Raw genomic sequence first — 23,046 nt, 5'->3', positions numbered from 1 at the left:
GGCTCGCTCCTACAGGTGCAGGACATATCCTGATCCACTGTCGATACGACAACCTCCCGCCCCACGCCTACCGTTTTCTCTTCCCACCATTGAAGAGGACAACGGAATGTCCAACACGCCAAAAGCCCATCGATTACGCACAGGTCGACACTCACAATCCTGTCGCCTCTATCACCTGACCGCTGTCACCCATGAACGACAACCTCTCTTCCAGGATTCGCGCACGGGCCGATTGTTGGTGCACGAATTCAGAAGGGCTCAGGAAGCCGGCCATGCCACGTCTATAGCCTGGGTGATCATGCCGGATCACTTCCACTGGTTGATTGAACTGCACAACAGTGACTTGCCGAAGCTGGTGCAAGCCACCAAATCTCGCTGCACACGCCTCATCAATCAGAAACGGGATCTATATGCTCCTGTATGGCAAAAGGGCTACTTCGACCGAGCCCTGCGTCGTGAGGAAGATCTGAAAGCCATGGCTCGATACATCATCGCCAACCCGCTTCGCGCAGGGCTTGTCGACCGTGTCGGCAACTATCCACTCTGGGACGCCATCTGGCTCTGACGCACAATTCACTGTAGGAGCGAGCCCTGCTCGCGATGAACTCAATGACACCGCGGGGTATCAGATTCCCCGCGTTATCGTTGACCACCATCGTCGGAACGCCGCCCGGAGCAGGCTCGCTCCTACAACAAATTCAGAAAGGGCCCACGCCCTGCCGCATTGACTTGCGTCTTCATCAAATCAATTCTCGTCCACCCCTCACGGAACGAGCGCGTTGATGAATGCCGCACGCCAATGACGCCAACGAAAAGCCGTTAATCGTCCTGCTGCTGATGACCATGACCCTGCTGGGCGTATTCCCGCTGGACGTGGTTCTCCCCTCCTTTCCAGACCTGTCAGCCTCCTTCCGGATTTCGCCTTCCGAGGCGGCCCTGTCTGTCAGTCTGTTCGCCGTCAGCCTGGCGTTCTCCGTGATGCTGGTTGGCCCACTATCGGACATGTGGGGCCGCAAGAAGCTGTTGTTGGGCGGTATCGCCATCGCGGCCATTGGCGCGGCGGGATGCGCGGTTTCCAGTGAATACCGTTGGTTCCTGGGTTTTCGCGTGGTCCAGGCAATCGGCTGCGGGGCATTCTCGCTGTCACAGGCACTGGTGCAGGATTTGTTCGCGGGCCAGGAAAGGCAGCGACTGAGGATCTGGATGGTGACCGCCAGTGGCGTATTCATTTCGATTTCGCCGTTGCTCGGGACCTGGCTGCAATTGCAGCTTGGCTGGCAAGGCAGCTTTTATGTGTTTGTCGCACTGGCCGTTTCAGCAGGGTCAAGCGCCTGCTGGCTGCTCAAGGAGCCCCCAGCTATCCGCACCGCATCGCGCGGGGGATTTTTCAGTGCCTACTGGCATGTGTGCTCGAATGCACGCTTCATGGCTTACTGGCTGATTTCGGCGCTGGCCTTCGCCTGCCATTTTTCGTTCATCGTGACGTCACCCACTATTTTCATGGAACACCTGGCCCTCTCACCCTATGAATACGCCTGGACGCTATTGCTGTACGGCGTTGCGTACGTGAGCGGCGGCGCAGTCGCCAACGCCTTGCAAGATCGCCTGCGAGGGCATACGCAGATCGTTGTTGGCCTGGGGCTGATCGCGGTTTCGGGTGTGCTGATGCTGTGGCTGATTCGCCACTTCGGCCTGTCTGCCGCAGCCGTGCTGGTATCCATGCTGATCTGCACGATCGGGACCACCATCACCAGGCCAGTCGTCAATAACAAGGCGATGAGCATCCACCCGCAATACGCCGGAACCTCGACTTCGGTCGGTGCCGTGCTGATCTTCATGGGCGGCGGCGTCACCAGCGTGGTGATCAATCTCGTGTCCGGGGACCTGACCACGACACTGGCCATTGGTTTTCTGACATTGAGTCTTGCAGGCCTTGGCCTGAATGCACTGATCAACCACAAGAATCAAAGGGCGCTGGACGGTGTATGACACCTGCCGGTCGTCATCCCGCACGCTCCGTATATACCGGATCAACGCTTCACGGCATTCCCTCCTGACGCCAGCCGTGTAGAATCGCGACATTCATCGCCAGTCATCCCCCGGCGGGTTTATGAGCTCAAGCTGAAGCGCGCGGCGATCCCGCAAAGTTTTCGGCAACTTCCGGACACACGGCCATTTCTGAGTGTTCCAGACGTCAATAGAAGCTCACTTCCCTTTTGATACCTGATTTAGCCGCCCGGAGTGCTTCATGCCTGATTATCGCTCGAAAACATCCACCCACGGCCGCAACATGGCCGGCGCCCGCGCACTGTGGCGCGCAACAGGGATGAAAGATGACGACTTCAAAAAGCCGATCATCGCCATCGCCAACTCCTTCACCCAGTTCGTACCGGGCCACGTGCACCTCAAGGACCTGGGCCAACTGGTCGCCCGCGAAATCGAACGCGCTGGCGGTGTGGCGAAAGAATTCAACACCATCGCCGTCGATGACGGTATCGCCATGGGCCACGACGGCATGCTGTATTCGCTGCCGAGCCGCGAGATCATCGCCGACTCCGTCGAGTACATGGTCAACGCCCACTGCGCCGACGCGATCGTCTGCATCTCCAACTGCGACAAGATCACCCCTGGCATGCTGATGGCCGCCCTGCGCCTGAACATCCCGGTGATCTTCGTTTCCGGCGGCCCGATGGAAGCCGGCAAGACCAAACTCGCCTCCCACGGCCTCGACCTGGTCGACGCCATGGTGATCGCCGCCGACTCCAGCGCTTCTGACGAGAAAGTCGCCGAGTACGAGCGCAGCGCCTGCCCGACCTGCGGTTCGTGCTCCGGCATGTTCACCGCCAACTCGATGAACTGCCTGGTCGAAGCACTGGGCCTGGCACTGCCGGGCAACGGTTCGACCCTGGCCACCCACAGTGACCGCGAGCAACTGTTCCTGCAGGCCGGCCGCACCATCGTCGAGCTGTGCAAGCGTTACTACGGCGAGAACGACGAGTCGGTATTGCCGCGCAACATCGCCAACTTCAAGGCGTTCGAAAACGCCATGACCCTGGACATCGCCATGGGCGGTTCCACCAACACCATCCTGCACTTGCTGGCCGCTGCCCAGGAAGCCGAGATCGATTTCGACCTGCGCGACATCGACCGTCTGTCCCGTCACGTGCCGCAACTGTGCAAGGTCGCGCCGAACATCCAGAAGTACCACATGGAAGACGTGCACCGTGCCGGCGGGATCTTCAGCATCCTCGGCTCGCTGGCCCGTGGCGGCCTGCTGCACACCAACCTGCCGACCGTGCACAGCCGCAGCATGGAAGAAGCCATCGCCAAGTGGGACATCACCCAGACCACCGACGAAGCCGTGCATCACTTCTTCAAGGCCGGCCCGGCAGGCATCCCGACCCAGACTGCGTTCAGCCAGTCGACCCGTTGGGAAACCCTGGACGACGACCGTGAAAACGGCTGCATCCGCAGTGTCGAGCACGCCTACTCGAAAGAGGGCGGCCTGGCCGTTCTGTACGGAAACATCGCCCTCGATGGCTGCGTGGTGAAAACCGCAGGCGTGGACGAGTCGATCCACGTCTTCGAAGGCAATGCGAAGATCTTCGAAAGCCAGGACAGCGCCGTACGCGGCATCCTCGCCGACGAAGTGAAGGAAGGCGACATCGTCATCATTCGCTACGAAGGCCCGAAAGGCGGCCCGGGCATGCAGGAAATGCTGTACCCGACGTCCTACCTGAAATCCAAAGGCCTGGGCAAAGCCTGTGCCCTGCTCACCGACGGCCGTTTCTCCGGCGGCACCTCGGGCCTGTCCATCGGCCACGCGTCGCCTGAAGCGGCTGCCGGTGGTGCCATCGGCCTGGTGCAGGACGGCGACAAAGTACTGATCGACATCCCGAACCGCTCGATCAACCTGTTGATCAGTGACGAAGAACTGGCTGCGCGCCGGGTCGAACAGGACAAGAAAGGCTGGAAACCCGTCGAGAAGCGTCCACGCAAAGTGACCACTGCCCTGAAGGCCTACGCCCTGCTGGCCACCAGCGCCGACAAGGGTGCGGTACGTAACAAGGCGATGCTCGACGGGCTGTAAGGCTTAACCGTCGAACAAAAAATACCCCGCGAAGTGCGGGGTATTTTTTTGGACAACATCCGGTCAACTGTAGGAGCGAGCCTGCTCGCGAAAAACCTGAGAGCACCGCGGGGTATCAGGCTTCCAGCGTTACCGTTGACGACCATCGCGAGCAGGCTCGCTCCTACAGTGAAGCAAATCCTTACTGGATTTCTTCCGGCTTGACGATCACCCAGTTCTTGTCCGCCGTTACCGCCAGCCCTTCCTTGGCCTGGGCCGCGGCGTTTTTGGCCATCATGCCCTGGATCTGGGTCATGTACTTATCCTTGCGGTTGACCCACAAGTGAATGCCGCCCTTGGCCACATCGACCCCGTGGAACAGCATGTAGCCGTCACTTGTCGGGGTGTCGCCGCCGACCAGGACCGGTTTTTTCCACTCATTGATGTAAGTCAGGATCGCCGCGTGCTTGCCGGCCATCCAGGTCGCAGGTGTCCACAGGTACGGGGTCAATTCGAGGCCGAGGTTGGCTTTCTCGTCATACTTGCCTGCGGTGATTTGCTTGCGGGCGGTGGTCAGTTCGCCGGTCTTGCGATCCTTGAGCAGCGTGGTCACGCCGATCACGTTCTGCGGTTTGACGTTGTAGCCGTACTTCGGATCGGCAGCGACCATGCGCACCAGTTCTTCGGAGGCGGCGGTCATCACGTAGACCTCGATGCCGTTCTCCATCAACTTGTTGTAGAGCTCTTTCTGGCCGGTGAAGATTTTCGGCGGGTTGACGTCAAGGTTCTTGACCACGTCGCCATCGTAATAAGTGGCCGGTACCGGTTTGCCGGAGGCCATCATCTCGTCGACATAGCCCTTGAGTTCTTGCAGCGTGAAGCCGGAGAACACTTGGGCAACCCATGGGTAGCAAACCATGTCGTCGACTTCGCAGAGGCGATAGTAGTAGCTGAACAGGCTTTCCTTGTGGTCGGCGGTGTCCTTGAACGGCATCAGTTTCAGGGAGGGATCAAGGGTCTCGCGGGTGATCAGGCCCTTGTTTTCCATGAACGGCAGCAAGGACTCTTCGAGGTCATAACGGTAACTGGTGTTGTCCATGTCGAACACCGCGTAGTTACCCTTGTTGGCGTTGGCCGCGATCATCGCGTCCAGTGCCTTGGCCTGATCGGCTGGCCAGTGTTTAAGATCCGTTGCAAACACTTGGCCGGCGAGACCCAGGCAAAGTGCTGCTGCCAGAAATTTCGGTGCGAACTTCATCGGCATTTCTCCCTGATAGAAAGACATCGACGCTAACAAATAACTGTGACAGTCCTCGTCTGTCAGCGACCGCCAGCGTACCTATCGCGCCAGTTGCTTCTCCGAGAGCGACACGCGCTTATTCCAAAAACGACAGTTACGAGATGTTTTTGATATTAATTCATTAGATATCAAGCTGTTAGGCTTGCCGGTTCGCATCTGCCCCGCAAGGCAGTTGGCACATGTCTAACGGGAGTTCCAATGAATCTGCCACTGATTCTGAATCTGCTGGTGTTCCTCGCCCTGCTCCTGGGCCTGGCACAAACCCGCCGCTCCAACTGGAGCCTGGCGAAAAAAGTCCTGCTCGCACTGGGGCTGGGCGTGGCATTCGGCGTGGCCCTGCACACGGTCTACGGTGCCGGCAACCCGGTGCTCAAAGCCTCGATCGGCTGGTTCGATCTGGTGGGCAACGGTTATGTGCAGTTGCTGCAAATGATCGTGATCCCACTGGTATTCGCCTCGATCCTCAGCGCCGTGGCCCGTCTGCAAACCATCCAGACCGATTACGCCGGCAAGGTCGCCGACCTGAATGTGCCGCAACTGTTGCTGTCGTTCATCCCGCAAAACCCGTTCGCGCGTTGAACGTGAGTGGTTCGATCACGGCCGGGGCGATTACCAGCCAGGTGATGCAGCAGACGAATAAAGCGTTGCTGGATGCGGATGAGCATTCGGCGTTGGCGCAGGCTTAAGTCTTTCAACGACTGAGCGGGCCTATTCGCGAGCAGGCTCGCTCCCACAGGGTATAGCGGTGTTCACAGCATTTGTGATTCACCGCAAACCCATTGTGGGAGCGAGCCTGCTCGCGAAGCTTTTAAGCTTTTTCCCAGACTTCGAAGGTGTACGCCGGTTTGTCGCCTTCCGCCGGGTTCGGCACATTCGACACCAGTTTCCACTGGTTCAAATCAAACTCCGGAAACCACGCATCCCCCTCCGGGCTCAGCGCCACACGCGTCAGGTACAGGCGATCGGCCTGCGCCAACCCTTGCGCATACAACTGCGCGCCGCCAATCAGCATCAGCTCATCGACGCCTTGTTCCTTCGCCCATGCTTCTGCGCGAATCACCGCAGCCTCCAGCGACGGATAAACCTCCGCGCCTTCCAGCACCAGATCCGCCTGACGGCTGACCACGATGTTCAAGCGGCCCGGCAGCGGACGACCGAGGGAATCCCAGGTCTTGCGACCCATGATGATCGGCTTGCCCAGGGTGGTGGCCTTGAAGTATTTGAAGTCCCCCGGCAAGTGCCAGGGCATGCTGTTGTCGACGCCGATCACACGGTTTTCACCGAGGGCTGCGATCAGGCTGAGGGGGAGTGATTTAGTCATGCCGGCGAGGATACCAGAGGCTCGGCTTCTCGCAACGTAGCCCCCCCGACAAGCGCTACAGCGGTTATGCTCACGACTCAATCCAAGCGACGGGATGCCGCGTGACTGAACTGAACAACCTCTGGCTGACAGAAACCATCCGCCTGCGCGAAGAGCACGCCGGCCCTCTGGAGGATCTGGAAGCCAATCGCCTCGCCCGCAATGCCGGCGGTGATTTGCCGACACGCATTCAACGCCGCGCCTTGTGGCTGGCCGAGCGCGATGGCCTGAGCGACGCGCTCAAACACTGGCTGCAAGGTGCACGGCTGGCGCTGCTTGTATTGGCCGTGCTGGCCGTGGTCAGTGGCGCCGGGCTGGCGTTTGCCGCCCTGGGTGACGGCCAGATGCCGGTCAATGTGTTCTGGGCCTTGGGCAGTTTGCTCGGACTGAACCTGATCCTGCTGTTGAGCTGGGCGTTGGGCCTGGTGTTTGCCGGCGAACATGGCGCCAGCCTCGGGCGTTTGTGGCTGTGGCTCAGCGAAAAGCTCGCCCGCGACGCCAAAGCCGCGCAACTGGCACCGGCCCTGATCCTGATGTTGCAACGACACAAACTCAATCGCTGGGCCATCGGCGTCCTGGTCAACAGCTTGTGGTTGCTGGCGATGCTCAGCGCGCTGGTGATTCTGCTGACGCTGCTGGCGACCCGGCGCTATGGCTTCGTCTGGGAGACCACCATTCTCGGCGCCGACACCTTCATCAGCGTGACCCAGACCCTCGGTGCGCTGCCGTCCTTGCTCGGGTTCAGCGTGCCGACCGTGGAAATGATCCGCGCCAGTGGCGATGCCGCCCTGAACATCGAAAGCGCTCGCCAGGCCTGGGCCGCCTGGCTGGTGGGCGTGCTGCTGGTCTACGGCGTTGTGCCGCGCCTGCTGCTCGCCGCTTTTTGTCTGTGGCGCTGGAAAACCGGCCAGGCGTCCTTGCACCTGGATTTGAATCTGCCCGGCTATGCGCAATTGCGCGAGCGCTTGATGCCGACCAGCGAACGCCTGGGCATCAGCGATGCCGCACCCGAGCAACTTCATCGGGTCGAAAGCGGTGTCAGCGACCAGCAAAGCGATGGCGCGTTGTTGGTGGCCATCGAACTGGACGACCAGCGTCCGTGGCCGCCGCCACTGCCGAAGAATGTGAGTAACGCCGGCATCCTCGACAGTCGCGAGTCGCGGCACAAACTCCTCGAGCAACTCAGCCGTTTCCCGCCTGCGCGCCTGGCCATCGCCTGCGATCCACGGCGCTCGCCGGATCGCGGCAGTCTTGCGCTGATCGCCGAACTGGCCCGCAGCGCCAGCGCCACCCGCGTCTGGTTGCTGCAAGCACCACCCGGTGAAGCGCTGGACGCCGAGCGCCTTGGCGACTGGCACGTAGCATTGCAACAACTGGAGCTGCCGTTTGCCGATTGCGCACCGCTCAATTGGCTGGAGACGGGTCATGACTAAACCGCTGAAGCTCGCCGTCGTCGGCCACACCAATGTCGGCAAGACCTCGTTGCTGCGCACCCTGACCCGTGACGTCGGCTTTGGTGAAGTGTCCCATCGCCCCAGCACCACGCGACACGTCGAAGGCGCGCGCTTGTCCGTCGACGGCGAGCCGTTGCTCGACCTCTACGACACCCCCGGCCTGGAAGACGCCATCGCCCTGCTCGATTACCTCGAACGCCTGGAGCGCCCCGGCGAACGCCTCGACGGCCCGGCCCGGCTGGCTCGCTTCCTCGAGGGCAGCGAAGCACGACAGCGTTTCGAACAGGAAGCCAAGGTGCTGCGGCAATTGCTCGCCTGCGACGCCGGCCTCTATGTGATCGATGCCCGCGAGCCGGTGCTGGCCAAGTACCGCGATGAACTGGAAGTGCTGGCCGGTTGTGGCAAACCGTTGCTGCCGGTGCTGAATTTTGTCAGCAGCGCCAACCACCGCGAACCGGCCTGGCGCGAAGCCCTGGCGCGCCTCGGCCTGCATGCGCTGGTGCGTTTCGACAGCGTCGCACCGCCCGAGGATGGCGAACGCCGACTCTATGAAAGCCTCGCGCTGCTGCTCGAACATGCCCGTCCGCAGCTGGAGCGTTTGATTGCCGACCAACAGGCTCAACGCCGGGCGCGTCAGCAGAGTGCGCTGCGTTTGATCGCCGAGTTGTTGATCGACTGCGCTGCGTGCCGGCGCAGCGTGGCCAGTGATGCCGAGCAGGAACAACAGGCCATCGGCGAATTGCGCAAAGCCGTGCGTCAACGGGAACAGCGCTGCGTCGAAGCCTTGCTCAAGCTCTACGCTTTCCGCCCGCAGGATGCGGCGGCCAGTGATCTGCCGCTGCTCGATGGTCGCTGGGGCGATGACCTGTTCAACCCCGAGACCCTCAAGCAACTGGGCGTGCGGGTCGGCGGTGGAATCGCGGCCGGCGCCGCCGCCGGGGCTGGCGTCGATTTGCTGGTCGGCGGCCTGACCCTCGGCGCAGCGGCACTGGCCGGGGCCATCGCGGGTGGCGCCCTGCAAACCGCACGCAGTTATGGCAGCCGATTGTTGGGCAAGATCAAGGGGCAGCGCGAACTGACTGTCGATGACAGCGTGTTGCGGTTATTGGCGCTACGCCAACGGCAACTGCTGCACGCGCTGGACGCGCGAGGGCACGCGGCGATGGACAGCATTCAAGTGGCCACGCCCCAGGACAAGACTTGGCGCGAAGGCAAACTGCCGGAAGCCTTGAACAAGGCGCGGGCGTATCCGCAATGGTCGTCGCTCAATCCCCATGCGAAGTTGAATCAGGCGGAGCGGCAGGAACAGATCGATGTCTTGGCAAAAGATTTATAGCGTCTGGTCTGACGCCATCGCGAGCAGGCTCGCTCCCACAGGGGATTGGTGCCAGTCACAGATCCAATGTGGGAGCGAGCTTGCTCGCGATGGCCGCGACTCGGTGCCAGCGGTTTACGCCGCCAACAGCCGCGATGCCTTGTCCTTCAATACCGCCAGATCAATGACCGGCACATGCATCTCTTTGGCCTGTTCATCCCAGTGGCGCATGCGCAGACTGACCGCGCACAACGGGTCTTTTTCGAACGCCTCAGCCTCAGTCTGCGTCATCACCCCGCCCTGATACTCCAGGGTCCGGCGACTGGCTTCACTCAAGCGTTCGTAATACCCCGGCTCCCTGAGCGTCAGATAACGCTTGGCCTGAACGTGATACTCCACCAGACGCGCCATGCGTTCGCTGAAGCCGACGCTGCGCAGGTAGTCGGCGCCCAGCCGCTCATGACTGACCACGCCGAAACCGCCCATGTTCTCCGCGCCTTCGCTGCAGATATGCCCGATATCGTGAAAGAACGCCGCCAGCACCACTTCGTCATCGAAGCCTTCGGCCAGCGCACACTGCGCGGCCTGGGACATGTGCTCGATCTGCGACACCGGCTCGCCGATGTAATCGCTGTCGCCAAAGCGCTCGTACAACCCGAACACTTCGGCGATCACTTGCTCATGACGCGCCATCAGATTTCTCCCAGAACAGTGGCCACGTTGCGCTCAGCCATCGCCGGCCCGACGCTCATGCCGACGCCGGTGTGCATCAACGCCACACTCAGACCATCAGCCGGGCGCAGGAACGAAAACGGCCCCGGCCCCCGTGAACCATAGACACCCTGCCAGCGCTCAACCACTTGCACCTTGCAGCCCAGCGTCTGTTCGGCCAGCTCGATCATCCAGTCGTCGACCTGTTCGGCATTGAAGGGCGATGGATCGCGGCCGTAATGGTGGGAGTCACCGATGATCAGCTCGCCATAGGGCGTCGGGCTGATCAGCAGGTGAATGCCGTTTTCGTGCAGATGCGGTGCGTCCCGCAGGATCTCCGCCCGCACCGCCGCGGCTTCCGGCAAATTGGAGAAGGCGCCGTAATGCACGCAACTCAAACCGGTGAGCAAGGCGTGTTGCAGGTTCAGCTTGATTTGCGGTCGGGCGCGGAGCATTTGCAGGCGGCAGATTTGCGGATCGAGTTCGGCGATCTGCTCGGCCAGCAAGGTCTGATAATCGTGGCCGGAACAGACAATGATCTGCCCGGCGCTGAAACTGCCCGCCGTGCTGTGCAAGCGACCCGGCTCGATATCGCGCACCAGCGTGGAAAAGTGGAACTCGACGCCCAGGTCGCGGCGCAGGAAATCGATCAGCGCCGGAATCGCTTCGCGCGAATACAGCTGCTGGTCGTCCATGCCGTGCAATGCGGCGCGGTGGTGGCGAAATTGGCCGCCGTACAGGTCGTGCAATGCAGCACCGCGCAGCAAGTCGACGCGGTAGCCGTGTTCAACGGCGCGGCCCTCGCAGAAGGCTTCAAGCAACTGTTCTTCGGCCTCGGTGCGGGCGAACAGGTACGAGCCATTGCGCTTGAGCTGCAAGCCGGCGAGTTGCGCCCAGTCACCCCAGATGCCGCGACTGGCGCGGGCCAGCTCCAGCATCGGTCCCGGCGGCTGGCCGGTGACCAGCGCCTGGCCGAAGTTACGCACCGAAGCGCCGACGGGCGTTTCGCTGCGTTCGAAAACCGTGACCTTGAGACCGCGTTTGGCGGCGGCATACGCGTGGGACAAACCCAGGATGCCGGCGCCGACGATCAGCATGTCGTTGTGTTGTGTCATTAAGAGATACCTTAAATTCGAGACCGCTTTCGCGAGCAGGCTCGCTCCCACAGGAGAGCGCATTCCAATGTGGGAGCGAGCCTGCTCGCGAAGAGGCCCTGTCAGCCGATGAAGATTACTTGGCCACGACTTTCTCGGACTTGCCGTCATAGCGCTTGCGCCATTCGGTCAGGATCTCGTCGCGGTTTTTCGAAGCCCAGGCGAAGTCGTTCTTGATCAGGCGCTGCTCATAATCGGCCGGCAACTCGGTCTGCGGCTTGGCGATGCCCGGTTGTGCAAGGACGGCGAAGTTCTCTTTGTAGAGCTCCATGGCCTCCGGGCTGGCCGAGAAGTCCGCGAGTTTCTTCGCTGCGTCTTCGTGTGGCGTGCCTTTGATCACGGCGGTGGCTTCAATTTCCCAGCCCAGGCCTTCTTTCGGCAGGATGATGTCCAGCGGCGCGCCTTGGCGCTTGAGCTGTACGGCCGGGTACTCGAAGGAAATACCGATCGGGAACTCGCCGGCGGCCGCCAGTTTGCAAGGCTTGGAACCGGAGTGAACGTACTGGCCGATGTTCTGGTGCAGGCCGTCCATGTAGGCCCAGCCCTGCTTCTCGCCAAAGGTTTGCAGCCAGGCGCTGACGTCGAGGAAACCGGTGCCGGACGAAGCCGGGTTCGGCATGACGATCTTGCCTTTGTACTCAGGCTTGGTCAGGTCTTGCCAGCTCACTGGCTTGCTCAGGCCCTGCTTCTCGGCTTCGACGGTGTTGAAGCAGATGGTTGCAGCCCAGACGTCCATGCCGACCCAGGCAGGCGGGTTGGCGGCGTCGCGGTAGTTGCCGCCGATCTTGCCCAGATCCTTTGGCGCGTAGCTTTGCAGCATGCCTTGCTGATCGAGGATCGCCAGGCTGGAAGCAGCCAGACCCCAGACCGCGTCAGCTTGTGGGCGGGCTTTTTCGGCGAGCAGTTTGGCGGTGATGATCCCGGTGGAGTCACGCACCCACTTGATTTCAACGTCCGGGTTGGTCTTTTCGAACGCTGCCTTGTAGGCGGTCAGCTGTTCAGCTTCGAGGGCGGTGTACACCGTCAACTCGGTTTTCGCCGCATAGGCGTTCAGGCTGAAAGCGGTGAGGACAGCAGCGGCCAGGGCCATAGGCTTGAACATGATCTTTTCCTGTTTTTGAGTTGACGGGGTTGTACGCAATCAATGACCGGGCGCGGTCTGCCGCCAGGCCTGGGAGCGGCGCAGCAAGCCGCGCGAAGCCCAGGCCAGCAGCAGCGACACGCCCGCCGAGGTGAACAGAATCAGGGTCGACATCGCCGCTGCGCCGCCGACGTTGCCGGCGTCATCCATGTTCAGCACCGCCACCGCCGCGAGGATGGTGTCGGGGCTGTAGAGGAAGATCGCCGCCGAGACGGTGGTCATGGCCGAGACGAACAGGTAGCGCACGATGTCCAGCAGCGCCGGCAGGCAGATCGGCACGGTGACGCGCAGGTAGTGCCGGTACAGCGGCGCCTTGAGCGACAGCGCGGCGGCTTCGAACTCGGCGTCGAGTTGGCGCAGCGCGGTGGTGGCGGTCATTTGCGCGGTGGTCAAATAGTGAGCAATGGTGCAGACGATCAGCAGCGTCATGGTCCCGTAGAGCACATGCAGCGGGTTGCCGGTGAGGTTGAAGAAGAAGACGTACCCCAACCCCAGCACCAGGCCCGGCACGGCCATCGGCACGAAACTGAGCATGCGCAGGGTCAGGTTCAGGCCGCGCTGGCCCTTGGTTTTTTCCATCAGGTAGGCGCCGGTGAAGATCAGCAGGCTGCCGATCAACGCCGTGCCCAGGGCCATCTTCAGGCTGTTGCCGTAGGCCAGCCAGCCACCGCCGGCGGTTTCGTTGAACTGGTAGTGATTGAGCGACAGCGACAGGTTGTACGGCCAGAACTTCACCAGCGAGGAGAACACCGCCATGCCGAACACCAACAGCAACGCAGTGCTGATCAGCAGGACGATGGCCAGGTAGCAACCGTCGCGCCGCTTCGATGGCGCCGGCTTGAACACCTGGGCCCGCCCGCTCATGGAGTCGCCGTGGCGACGGCGCAACCAGGCATCGACACCGAAGCTGAACAGCGCCGGCAGCAGCAACACCATGCCAATCAGCGCACCGCGACCAAACTGTTGCTGACCGACGACGGCCTTGTAGGCTTCCAGCGCCAGCACTTGATAGTCGCCACCGACCACCACGGGCACGCCGAAGTCGGTGATGGTCAGGGTGAAGACCAGGCAGAACGCGGCGAATACGGCTTGGCGGGTCGCCGGCCAGGTGATGCTGCGGAAGGCTTTCGCCGGACTGGCGCCCATGCTGGAGGCGGCATCGAACAGCCGCGCATCCGCCAGGGACAAGGCCGACAGCAGAATCATCAGGGCGTGTGGGAAGGTGTAGATCACCTCACCCAGCACAATGCCCCAGAAACCATAGATGTTGTCCGAGAGCAGGCCACGCAACAGGCCCTGGTTACCGAACAGGTAAACCAGCGCGATCCCCGGCAGCATCGATGGCGCCATCAAGGGCAGCAGGGAAATGCCACGCCAGATGCCCTTGGCCGGGATCAAGGTGCGTTGCAGGGCGTAGGCAAACAGGTAGGCCAGCGGTACGACGATGGCCGCGACGCTGAGGGAAACTTTCAGGCTATTGCCCAGCAACCAGTGGAAATTGTCGCTGGTCACCAGCTCCCTGGCGGAGATCCAGCCACCGCCCTGCCCGGCTTCAGCACTGAACCCGCGCCAGAAAATCGCCAGCAACGGCATCAACACCGCGACGCCCAGCAACACCAACAGAAGGACTTTGCCGCCGACCACGAACAACCGATCGCCGATCTCGGCACGGGAGGTCTGCCGCACCTGCTTGTGTGGCAGCGGCAGCGCGATATTGGCGCTCATCTGGCGAAGACCTGCAGGCTGCGCGGTGGCAAGGCGACCATGATCTGTTGCGAGCCCAGACGCGGCATGGCTTCCGGCGCCAGTTCGGCCAGCAGCGCGTGCCCCGGCAACTGATCGAGCTCGAAGCTCATGCGGCAGCGATTACCGAGGAAGGTGATTTCGCGAACCTTGGCCGGGAACAGGTTTTCTTCGTGCACCGGCGGGTTGACGTTGATCGCTTCGGGGCGACAGAACAAACGGCCCGAGGCGCTTTTGGCGCTGCCGTCGGCCAGGCGCATGTTCATGCCGCCGACCCGGGCGTGACTGTCGCTGCTGCACTGGAATGGCAGCCAGTTACCCTGGCCGACGAACTCCGCCACGAATGGCGTGGCCGGGCGGTTGTAGATTTCCTGTGAGGTGGCGTATTGCTCGACCTTGCCGTTGTTCATCACGGCGATGCGGTCGGCCATCAGCATGGCCTCGTCCTGATTGTGGGTGACCATCAGGGTGGTGATGCCGAGGTTGCGTTGCAGTTGGCGCAGCTCCGTGCACAGATGTTCGCGGACCCGAGCGTCGAGGGCCGACATCGGCTCATCCAGCAACAACAGCGAAGGCGCCGACGCCAGGGCGCGCGCCAGGGCAACGCGTTGCTGCTGACCACCGGACAACTGGCCTGGGTATTTTTTCTCACTGCCAGTCAGGCCGACCAGTTCCAGCATCTGACCGACCCGGCGGCGTACTTCATCGCGACCGCTGCCGGCGAGGCCATAGGCAATGTTCGCTTCGACCGTCAGATTGGGAAACAGCGCGTAGGACTGAAACAGAATGCCGTAGTCCCGTGCCTGGGGCGCCAGGTGGGAAACGTCGCGATCACCGAGGTACAACTCGCCGCTGTCCTGCTTTTCCAGACCGGCGATGCAGCGCAGCAACGTGGTTTTGCCACAGCCCGACGGGCCGAGCAGACACACCAGCTCACCGGCCGCCACGTCGAGGGAAACGTTATCCAGCGCAGTGAACGCGCCAAAGCGTTTCTGGACGCCACGCACTTTCATGGGTGCGCCCGGGTTGGTCAGGGCAGTTGCGATCGAGTTGTTCATGGACGGGCCTCATCTGGCAGATGAAGCTCATCCTAGGGATGTAATGCGTCCGTCATGTGGCAGTGAGGCCAAAACGGCTGATAGTGGTATTCAGGGATTTGGGTTGGGCCTTCAAGGCAGGTGGTGTCTGGACTGACGCCTTCGCGGGCAATCCCGCTCCCACAGGGTTCTCCAGTGAACACAGATCTTATGAACACCAACGACACCTGTGGGAGCTGGCTTGCCAGCGAAGAGGCCAGCACAGGCAACACAACTCTCAGGCCGGCGCCATTTCCTGCGCCAGCCCCAGAAACGCCGCTGGCAGCCGTGCGTTTTTCCGCTCTTTAAGGCAGTACAAATACTCGGGGATCTGCGGTGCGTTCTCGATGGTCAGCACCCGCAGTTGCGGATCATGGGGGACTTCCTGGCGGGCAATGATGCTGATGCCGATGTTGCGCAGCACCGCCTCACGGATCGACTCGCGACTGCCAATCTCCAACAAAGGCCCGAAACACACGCCTGCACCCGCCAGCAGCTCTTCGGTCAGTCGACGGGTGGTCGAGCCCGGTTCTCGCATCAGCAAAGTGTGCCCCGCCAGTGCCCTGAGCGGCACATGATCGTGCACCGCCAGCGGATGATTGCGATGCACCGCCAGCACCAGCGGATCGCTGCCAAGCACCCGGCGAATCAACCGCGCATCCTCCAGCAGTTGCGAGGAGGCCGCGACATCGACCCGATACTCCTCTAGCGCTTCGAGCACTTGTTGCGAGTTGCCGATTTCCACCGACACCTCCACTTGCGGCAGACGCTCGCGAAAGGTCTTCACCAGATCGAGGATGTAATACGGCGCCGTGGCCGCGATGCGCAGCGCGCCTTGAACCTGGCCGCTGTTGCGCAGGAAAAACTCGATGTCGGCTTCCTGCTGCATCAGCGCCTTGACCATCGGCAACAGCCGCGCGCCCTCGTCGCTGACGCTGAGGCGGCGGCCGCCACGGTAGAACAGTTCTACCGAGTACTGACTCTCGAGGTTGCGAATCTGCGTCGTCACCGTCGGTTGGCTCAGGCCGAGCTTTTTCGCCGCCAGGGTAATGCTGCCCAGGCGGGCCACCATGTAAAAAGCCTTAAGCTCGGCACTCAGCACACCTGTCCCTCTTCTTCTACTTGCGCAACAGGCGCAAACCGTTGAACACCACCAACAGGCTCACGCCCATGTCGGCGAACACCGCCATCCACATGGTAGCGAGCCCGGCGAAGGTTACCCCAAGAAAGACCGCTTTGATGACCAATGCCAACGCGATGTTCTGTTTGAGGATGCTCGACGTTTGTCGCGACAGGCGAATGAATGCCGGGATTTTGCGCAGATCGTCGTCCATCAGGGCGACATCGGCGGTCTCGATGGCAGTATCGGTACCAGCGGCGGCCATGGCGAAACCGATTTCCGCCCTGGCCAGTGCCGGCGCATCGTTGATGCCGTCGCCGACCATTGCGACGCGATGGCCCTTGGCATAAAGCGCTTCGATGGCTTGCAGTTTGTCGGTCGGCAACAGATCGCCTTTGGCCTCGTCGATACCGACTTGAGCCGCAATGGCCTGAGCGGTGTGCACGTTGTCGCCAGTGAGCATCAGGGTTTTGATGCCCAGGTCATGCAGTTGCTGGATCGCTTCACGGCTGGAGTCCTTCACCGTGTCGGCCACGGCAAACAGCGCCAATGGGCCGGTCTGATCGAGTAACAGCACCACGGATTTGCCCTGTTTTTCCAGCGCGAACAGTTTCTCTTCCAATTCAGGCGAGCAGAGGTTCAGCTCTTCCACCAGGCGGTGGTTACCCAGGTAATAGACCTGTCCGCCCACCTCCCCGCGCACCCCGCGCCCGGCCAGGGCCTCGAAGTTATCCACAGTCAGCGGCGCGAGCTGTTTATCCACAGCCGCATTGGCGATGGCCAGAGACACCGGGTGATCCGAGCGACCGGCCAGCGCCGCGGCAAGGGCCGGGGCCACTGTTGCGGCAACGGGATCGAGTGACAGGTAATCGGTCTGTACCGGTTTGCCATGGGTGATGGTGCCGGTCTTGTCCAGGGCCAGGTAATCGAGCTTGTGACCACCCTCCAGATAAACGCCGCCCTTCACCAGAATGCCTTTGCGCGCTGCGGCGGCGAGGCCACTGACGATGGTCACGGGCGTCGAAATCACCAGCGCGCATGGGCAGGCCACCACCAGCAATACCAGTGCGCGGTAGATCCAGTCGAACCATAATGCGCCCATGAACAACGGCGGGATGACGGCCACCGCCAGGGCCAGGATGAACACGGCCGGTGTGTAGATTTTCGAGAACTGGTCAACGAATCGTTGGGTCGGCGCCCGCGCGCCCTGGGCCTGTTCGACGGCGTGGATGATCCGCGCCAGGGTCGAATGATTCGCGGCGGCCGTCACGGCGTACTCCAGGGAGCCGGCCTGGTTGATGGTGCCAGCGAACACTTTATCGCCGACGGTTTTCTCCACCGGCAGGCTTTCGCCAGTGATCGGCGCCTGATCGATGGTCGACGTGCCGGACAGCACCTCGCCGTCCAGGCCGATGCGCTCACCGGGGCGTACGCGCACCCGTGCACCGAGTTCGATGGTTTTGACGTCCTGTTCGATCCATGTGCCGTCTGCCTGCTGCACCGTGGCCCGCTCCGGGGCCATCTGCATCAAACCACCGATGGCGTTACGCGCGCGGTCGAGGGACTTGGCTTCGATCAACTCGGCCACGGTGAACAGGAACATCACCATGGCCGCTTCCGGCCACTGCCCGATGAGGATCGCGCCGGTCACCGCGATACTCATCAACGCGTTGATGTTCAGGTTGAGGTTCTTCAGGGCGATCCAGCCCTTTTTGTAAGTACCCAGCCCGCCGCTGAGGATCGACACCAGCGCAATGATCGCTACCACCCAGTTCGGCGCGGCACTGGTGAAATGAATGACTTCGGCCAGCAATGCGCCCACGCCGGACAGCGCCAAGGGCCACCAGGGCTTTTTCTCGACGGCCGGGGCTGGCGCTTCAACGCCCTGCTCCAGCGGCTCGGCCTGCATGCCGAGGGACTTGATGGCATCGATGATCGGTGCGGTGTTCGGCAGGTCGTGGGTCACGCCCAACACCCGGTTGATCAGATTGAATTCCAGCTGCTGCACACCCGCGAGCTTGCCGAGCCTGTTCTGGATCAGCGTTTGCTCGGTCGGGCAGTCCATGGCCTCGATGCGGAAACTGCTCAGCCGCGCGCCAGCGGTCGGCGTTTCGCTCAATTTGACCAGCGACGGCGCCGCCACTTTGGCGGAACAGCAGGAATCGCCGTGACCGCCATGTTCATGCTTCTGTACAGGCTGCAGCTTGTGGCTGTGATCGTGATCGTGATCGTGATCGTGATCGTGATCAGTCTCGGGTTTGTGGGTGTGAAGGGAATCGCTCATTGGGTCGCGTCCATGAAGGTGCCTGTTGCCAAGTAAAGACCCTGTAGCCACTATAGGGTCAAGCACCCATTTGGAGATTGCCGTCATGAAGATTGGAGAGTTGGCGAAACTCACCGACTGCGCCGTGGAAACCATCCGCTATTACGAGCGCGAAAACCTGCTGCCGGAGCCGGCCCGCAGCGACGGCAACTACCGCGTCTACACCCAGGCCCACGCCGAGCGCCTGACGTTCATCCGCAATTGCCGCACCCTCGACATGACCCTCGAAGAAATCCGCAGCCTGCTGGCTTTGCGCGACAGTCCGCAGGATCAGTGCGAAAGCGTGAATGCGTTGATCGACGAACACATCCACCACGTCAAGGCGCGGATCGACGGGCTGCTCGCGCTACAGGCACAACTGCTCGACCTGCGCCAACGCTGTGGCGAAGGGCCGGATATCGATCAGTGCGGGATTTTGCAGCGGCTGGAAGTGAGTGGCGGGGTGGTGGCGACGGAGGTTGAGCATTCACATGTGGGCCGTAGTCACGGCCACTGAACACACCGCTTACCCTTGTAGGAGCGAGCCTGCTCGCGATGGACGTGAACGATAACGCGTATTGCCTGAAAGAATGCGTCGTCATTGAGTTCATCGTCGGAACGCCGCCCGGAGCAGGCTCGCTCCTACAGGGGTACAGCGTACGGCTTCAGACCGCCATCGGCGCCGTCATCGGCGGATGGTGCTCGTAGCCTTCCAGCGAGAAATCGCCCGGCTCGACCAACTCCAGCCATTCCGGCTGGTACACACCCGTCTTGGCAAACTCCGGCACACGATCACTGATCACCAGTTTCGGCATCGGGAACGGCTCGCGCTTGAGCTGCTCGTTGAGCATGTCCAGGTGGTTTTCGTAGACGTGAGCGTCACCGATGAAATAGGTGAACCAGCGCGGCGTGTAGCCGGTCAGGCGACCGATCAGGCTCAGCAGCGCGGCGCCTTCGGTGAGGTTGAACGGCGTGCCCAGGCCCAGGTCGTTGGAGCGGATGTAGAGGGTCAAGGAAATCTCCTTGGTCTCTACATTCGGGTGGAACTGGTACAGCAAATGGCACGGCGGCAGGGCCATTTCATCGAGCTGGGCGACGTTCCAGCCGTGGAACAGGATGCGGCGGCTGCCCGGGTCCTTGATGATGGTATCGACGCATTGGCGAACCTGGTCGATGGCCTTGTACAGCACCACGTAGGCCTGGCCGTCTTCTTCGCCTTCGGCGATCTGGCGGTAGCCTTGCTTCAGGGTCTGCTCGATGGCGGCCTGGTTGCTGACCGGGATCTGCTTGTACGCCGGCCATTTGCGCCATTGCACGCCGTAGATCTCGCCGAGGTCGTCTTCACCCTGGCGGAACGGGTTGGCCAGCCATTGGGCGTTTTCGTTGGCGTTCTGGTCCCAGACCTTGCAGCCCAGGGCGCGGAATTCTGCCGCGTTGTTCACGCCCCGCAGAAAGCCACACATCTCGCCGATGGCGGATTTGAAGGCCATCTTGCGCGTGGTGATCGCCGGGAAGCCTTCCTTGAGGTCATAACGCAGCATCGCCCCAGGGAAGCTGATGGTGTTCACGCCCGTGCGGTTGGCCTGTTTGGTGCCGTTCTTGATGACGTGGGCGACCAGTTCGAGATATTGCTTCATGAGTTACCTGTGTCCTTGAACCCGCAGCCGTCGCTGCGGGGTTCGAATTTATACGGCTGCCGCTGGAGCTGCCGGGGCGCGGTGATACGCCAGCCAGATCAGGAACAGCCCGCCAACGATCATCGGCACGCACAGCACCTGGCCCATGGTCAGCCAGTTCCAGGCCAGATAGCCCAGTTGTGCGTCCGGCACGCGGACGAATTCGACGATGAAACGGAAGATGCCATAGAACAGCGCGAACATCCCGGAAACCGCCATGGTTGGCCGCGGCTTGCGCGAGAACAGCCACAGGATCAGGAACAGCGCCACGCCTTCGAGCGCGAACTGATACAGCTGCGATGGGTGACGCGGCAACTGCGCCGGGTCGCTGAACGGCGGGAAGATCATTGCCCACGGCACGTCGGTCGGCTTGCCCCACAGCTCGGCATTAATGAAGTTGCCAATGCGCCCGGCACCCAGGCCGATCGGCACCATGGGCGCGACGAAGTCCATCAGCTGGAAGAACGACTTGTTGTTCTTTTTACCGAACCACAAGGCCGCCAGCATCACACCGATGAAGCCGCCATGGAACGACATGCCGCCCTTCCACACCTCGAAAATCAGCGTCGGGTTGGCCAGGTACGCACTCAGATCGTAGAACAGCACGTAGCCGAGGCGGCCACCGACGATCACCCCCATCGACATCCAGAACACCATGTCGGAGAGTTTTTCCTTGGTCCAGGTCGGATCGAAGCGGTTCATCCGGCGCGACGCCAGCAGCCAGGCGCCGCCGATGCCGATCAGGTACATCAGACCGTACCAGTGGATTTTCAGCGGACCGATGGCCAGGGCCACCGGGTCGATCTGCGGGTAAGGCAGCATTGCGACTCCTCGTTAGAGTTCAAATCTCAAAAATTCCCGGGCGACGCTGCCACCTCAGGATTAAGCCAGGATTGCGCGGTGCGTCAGAGCAAGAAGTTCAGGCCGACGCAGAACAGCAAAGCGGCAAACAGTCTTTTCAGCAACTTCGGCGACAGCTTGTGAGCCAATCGCGCGCCGATGCGGGCGAAGAACATGCTGGTCAGGGCAATGCCCAGCAACGCCGGCAAATACACAAAACCGAGACTATGGGCCGGCAGCAATGGATCGTGCCAGCCCAGAATCATGAAAAATAATGCACTGGACAACGCAATCGGCAAGCCGCAGGCCGATGACGTGGCCACCGCTTGCGGCATCGGCACACTGCGCCAGGTCAGGAACGGCACGGTCAGCGAGCCACCGCCAATCCCGAAAATTGCCGACGCCCAGCCAATGACACTGCCGGCCACGGTCAGACCGAATTTACCCGGCACCGTTCGACTGGCCTTGGGTTTGAAATCCAGCGCCAGCTGCGCGGCGATGACCAGGGCGAACACACCAATGATCTTTTGCAGGTTTGGCCCGGAGATCGCTTCGGCCGTCACGGCGCCGAAACCGGCGCCGATCAGGATGCCAACGGTCAGCCAGACGAAAATCGGCCAACGCACGGCGCCGCGCCGGTGATGCTCGCGAATGGCGTTGACCGAAGTAAAAATGATGGTCGCCAGGGACGTGCCGACTGCCAGGTGCGTGAGGATCGACGGATCGAACCCTTGCGCCTTGAAACTAAAGACCAGCACCGGGACGATAATGATCCCGCCGCCGACGCCAAACAGCCCGGCCAGCACGCCGGCACAGGCGCCGAGCGCCAGATAGAGCAGAAATTCCATGGTGCTTCACCATCCAACCCCAAAACCGGAGCGGCATGGTAACGGATGCATGGCCCCCGGCTCCACTGGATGGCGATGGATACCCGCACGATGACTGCGTAGAGTGAGCAAAAAACACACAAGGACAACCTTATGTGCCTGATTGTTTTCGCCTGGCGCCCGGACCATGCCCAACCACTGATCGTGGCGGCCAACCGCGACGAATTCTACGCCCGCCCCAGCCTGCCGCTGGCGCAATGGTCCGAAACACCGCAGGTCCACGCCGGACGCGACCTGGAGGCGGGTGGAACCTGGCTCGGCATCGGCGCCAACGGTCGCTTTGCCGCGCTGACCAATATTCGCGATCCGCATCGACCGCCCGGACGCAGATCCCGCGGCGAACTGGTGGCACGCTTTCTTGACGGAGAAATACCCATTGATGAGTATTTAGCCGATGTTGTCGCACGTTCGCCGGAATATGGTGGCTTTAACCTGCTGGTGGGCAACCTGCACGAGCTGTGGCATTTCAATGCCCGGGAGTCGGAAGCCGTCATGCTGCAACCGGGAATCTACGGGGTGTCGAATGCCAGTCTGGATACACCGTGGCCGAAGCTGCTCAGGGCCAAGGCTGCGTTGAGCGCAGCCTTGGATGATCCACGACCCGAGGTGCTATTGGCCTTGCTGAGCGATCCGCAGACCGCGCCGTTCGCCGAGTTGCCGGATACGGGGGTGGGACTGGCGACCGAGACGCTGCTGTCGAGCGTGTTCATTGCCAGCCAGAGTTACGGCACCCGGGCGAGTACGGCGCTGATCGTGCACGCGGACGGTTCGCGGCATTTGGTCGAAAGGAGTTTCGGGCCCTATGGCGGGCATTTGGGGGAGATAGAGATCAGGCTTTGATTTTGTAGTGCATGGACAGGCCCCATCACGAGCAAGCTCGCTCCCACAAGGGGTTTGC

Annotated in this window: 19 protein-coding genes and 1 pseudogene; 8 read left to right on the top strand and 12 right to left on the bottom strand. The window is 61.6% G+C overall.

The genetic code is table 11. The features are described 5' to 3' along the window. Positions 1 to 106: 106 nt before the first annotated feature. From ACX3YF_RS08845 to ilvD, 3 genes are all read left to right on the top strand, one after another. Positions 107 to 565: an REP-associated tyrosine transposase gene (locus ACX3YF_RS08845; protein ID WP_458973645.1), complete on the top strand. Its 459-nt coding sequence runs from the start codon at positions 107 to 109 to the stop codon at positions 563 to 565. Between the two features lie 221 nt (positions 566 to 786). After that, positions 787 to 1,989, top strand: coding sequence for an MFS transporter (locus ACX3YF_RS08840; protein ID WP_458944157.1), 1,203 nt, complete (start codon positions 787 to 789; stop codon positions 1,987 to 1,989). 259 nt (positions 1,990 to 2,248) lie between these two features. Beyond that, positions 2,249 to 4,090 carry a dihydroxy-acid dehydratase gene (gene ilvD, locus ACX3YF_RS08835; protein WP_458973644.1) on the top strand — a complete coding sequence of 614 codons (1,842 nt, stop codon included), beginning with the start codon at positions 2,249 to 2,251 and terminating at the stop codon, positions 4,088 to 4,090. A 181-nt stretch (positions 4,091 to 4,271) separates the two neighbouring features. Here ilvD and ACX3YF_RS08830 read toward each other — a convergent pair whose 3' ends face one another. After that, positions 4,272 to 5,327: an HAD family hydrolase gene (locus ACX3YF_RS08830; protein ID WP_130205831.1), complete on the bottom strand. Its 1,056-nt coding sequence runs from the start codon at positions 5,325 to 5,327 to the stop codon at positions 4,272 to 4,274. Positions 5,328 to 5,567: 240 nt separating this feature from the next. On the opposite strand from ACX3YF_RS08830, the pseudogene ACX3YF_RS08825 reads away from it, so the two are divergent. Further along, positions 5,568 to 5,942, top strand: a pseudogene (locus tag ACX3YF_RS08825) (cation:dicarboxylate symporter family transporter); the annotation flags it as partial. 235 nt (positions 5,943 to 6,177) lie between these two features. Here ACX3YF_RS08825 and ACX3YF_RS08820 read toward each other — a convergent pair. Next, the gene (locus ACX3YF_RS08820; protein WP_130205829.1) at positions 6,178 to 6,690 is read right to left on the bottom strand and encodes a dihydrofolate reductase; all 513 of its coding nucleotides are present in this window, start codon (positions 6,688 to 6,690) and stop codon (positions 6,178 to 6,180) included. Between the two features lie 101 nt (positions 6,691 to 6,791). Here ACX3YF_RS08820 and ACX3YF_RS08815 point away from each other — a divergent pair, with 101 nt between their 5' ends. Together ACX3YF_RS08815 and ACX3YF_RS08810 are read left to right on the top strand one after the other, a co-directional pair. Further along, complete coding sequence (locus ACX3YF_RS08815; protein ID WP_458973643.1) at positions 6,792 to 8,162, top strand: DUF2868 domain-containing protein; 1,371 nt, start codon at positions 6,792 to 6,794, stop codon at positions 8,160 to 8,162. After that, entirely contained in the window at positions 8,155 to 9,519 is a 1,365-nt protein-coding gene (locus ACX3YF_RS08810) for a GTPase/DUF3482 domain-containing protein (protein ID WP_458944154.1), read from the top strand. Before ACX3YF_RS08815 ends, ACX3YF_RS08810 begins: the two co-directional genes overlap by 8 nt. A 114-nt stretch (positions 9,520 to 9,633) precedes the next feature. Here ACX3YF_RS08810 and ACX3YF_RS08805 read toward each other — a convergent pair whose 3' ends face one another. The 7 genes from ACX3YF_RS08805 to ACX3YF_RS08775 all read right to left on the bottom strand — a co-directional run bounded on the left by ACX3YF_RS08805 (position 9,634) and on the right by ACX3YF_RS08775 (position 18,727). Next, positions 9,634 to 10,191 (bottom strand): phosphonate degradation HD-domain oxygenase, encoded by a 558-nt coding sequence (locus ACX3YF_RS08805; protein WP_196585332.1) that lies wholly within the window; start codon positions 10,189 to 10,191, stop codon positions 9,634 to 9,636. Next, positions 10,191 to 11,324 carry a TIGR03364 family FAD-dependent oxidoreductase gene (locus tag ACX3YF_RS08800; protein ID WP_458973642.1) on the bottom strand — a complete coding sequence of 378 codons (1,134 nt, stop codon included), beginning with the start codon at positions 11,322 to 11,324 and terminating at the stop codon, positions 10,191 to 10,193. Before ACX3YF_RS08800 ends, ACX3YF_RS08805 begins: the two co-directional genes overlap by 1 nt. A gap of 115 nt (positions 11,325 to 11,439) precedes the next feature. Continuing rightward, entirely contained in the window at positions 11,440 to 12,465 is a 1,026-nt protein-coding gene (locus ACX3YF_RS08795) for a putative 2-aminoethylphosphonate ABC transporter substrate-binding protein (protein ID WP_130205819.1), read from the bottom strand. A gap of 39 nt (positions 12,466 to 12,504) precedes the next feature. After that, the gene (locus ACX3YF_RS08790; protein ID WP_458973641.1) at positions 12,505 to 14,229 is read right to left on the bottom strand and encodes a putative 2-aminoethylphosphonate ABC transporter permease subunit; all 1,725 of its coding nucleotides are present in this window, start codon (positions 14,227 to 14,229) and stop codon (positions 12,505 to 12,507) included. Further along, positions 14,226 to 15,305 carry a putative 2-aminoethylphosphonate ABC transporter ATP-binding protein gene (locus tag ACX3YF_RS08785; protein ID WP_458973640.1) on the bottom strand — a complete coding sequence of 360 codons (1,080 nt, stop codon included), beginning with the start codon at positions 15,303 to 15,305 and terminating at the stop codon, positions 14,226 to 14,228. Before ACX3YF_RS08785 ends, ACX3YF_RS08790 begins: the two co-directional genes overlap by 4 nt. Positions 15,306 to 15,561: 256 nt before the next feature. Then, positions 15,562 to 16,425 (bottom strand): LysR family transcriptional regulator, encoded by an 864-nt coding sequence (locus tag ACX3YF_RS08780; RefSeq protein ID WP_130205813.1) that lies wholly within the window; start codon positions 16,423 to 16,425, stop codon positions 15,562 to 15,564. A 16-nt stretch (positions 16,426 to 16,441) separates the two neighbouring features. Beyond that, positions 16,442 to 18,727 carry a heavy metal translocating P-type ATPase gene (locus ACX3YF_RS08775; RefSeq protein WP_458973639.1) on the bottom strand — a complete coding sequence of 762 codons (2,286 nt, stop codon included), beginning with the start codon at positions 18,725 to 18,727 and terminating at the stop codon, positions 16,442 to 16,444. An 85-nt stretch (positions 18,728 to 18,812) separates the two neighbouring features. Here ACX3YF_RS08775 and cadR point away from each other — a divergent pair, with 85 nt between their 5' ends. Next, positions 18,813 to 19,262, top strand: coding sequence for a Cd(II)/Pb(II)-responsive transcriptional regulator (gene cadR / locus ACX3YF_RS08770; protein WP_090466519.1), 450 nt, complete (start codon positions 18,813 to 18,815; stop codon positions 19,260 to 19,262). Between the two features lie 148 nt (positions 19,263 to 19,410). Here cadR and ACX3YF_RS08765 read toward each other — a convergent pair whose 3' ends face one another. The 3 genes from ACX3YF_RS08765 to ACX3YF_RS08755 all read right to left on the bottom strand — a co-directional run bounded on the left by ACX3YF_RS08765 (position 19,411) and on the right by ACX3YF_RS08755 (position 22,109). After that, positions 19,411 to 20,382, bottom strand: coding sequence for a thymidylate synthase (locus tag ACX3YF_RS08765; RefSeq protein ID WP_458973638.1), 972 nt, complete (start codon positions 20,380 to 20,382; stop codon positions 19,411 to 19,413). A gap of 48 nt (positions 20,383 to 20,430) precedes the next feature. Then, positions 20,431 to 21,243 (bottom strand): prolipoprotein diacylglyceryl transferase, encoded by an 813-nt coding sequence (gene lgt / locus ACX3YF_RS08760; protein ID WP_103402844.1) that lies wholly within the window; start codon positions 21,241 to 21,243, stop codon positions 20,431 to 20,433. A gap of 83 nt (positions 21,244 to 21,326) precedes the next feature. Then, a complete protein-coding gene (locus ACX3YF_RS08755) occupies positions 21,327 to 22,109 on the bottom strand; it encodes a sulfite exporter TauE/SafE family protein (protein ID WP_130205807.1) in 783 nt (260 codons plus the stop codon). A 132-nt stretch (positions 22,110 to 22,241) separates the two neighbouring features. Here ACX3YF_RS08755 and ACX3YF_RS08750 point away from each other — a divergent pair, with 132 nt between their 5' ends. Further along, positions 22,242 to 22,988, top strand: a complete 747-nt coding sequence (locus ACX3YF_RS08750; RefSeq protein ID WP_130205805.1) for an NRDE family protein — start codon at positions 22,242 to 22,244, stop codon at positions 22,986 to 22,988. Positions 22,989 to 23,046 lie beyond the last annotated feature (58 nt).

It is taken from the genome of Pseudomonas fluorescens group sp. PF-69 (genome assembly GCF_054481235.1).
Note: the sequence above shows the minus strand (reverse complement) of the source record. Positions and strands in the feature narration are given on the sequence as shown.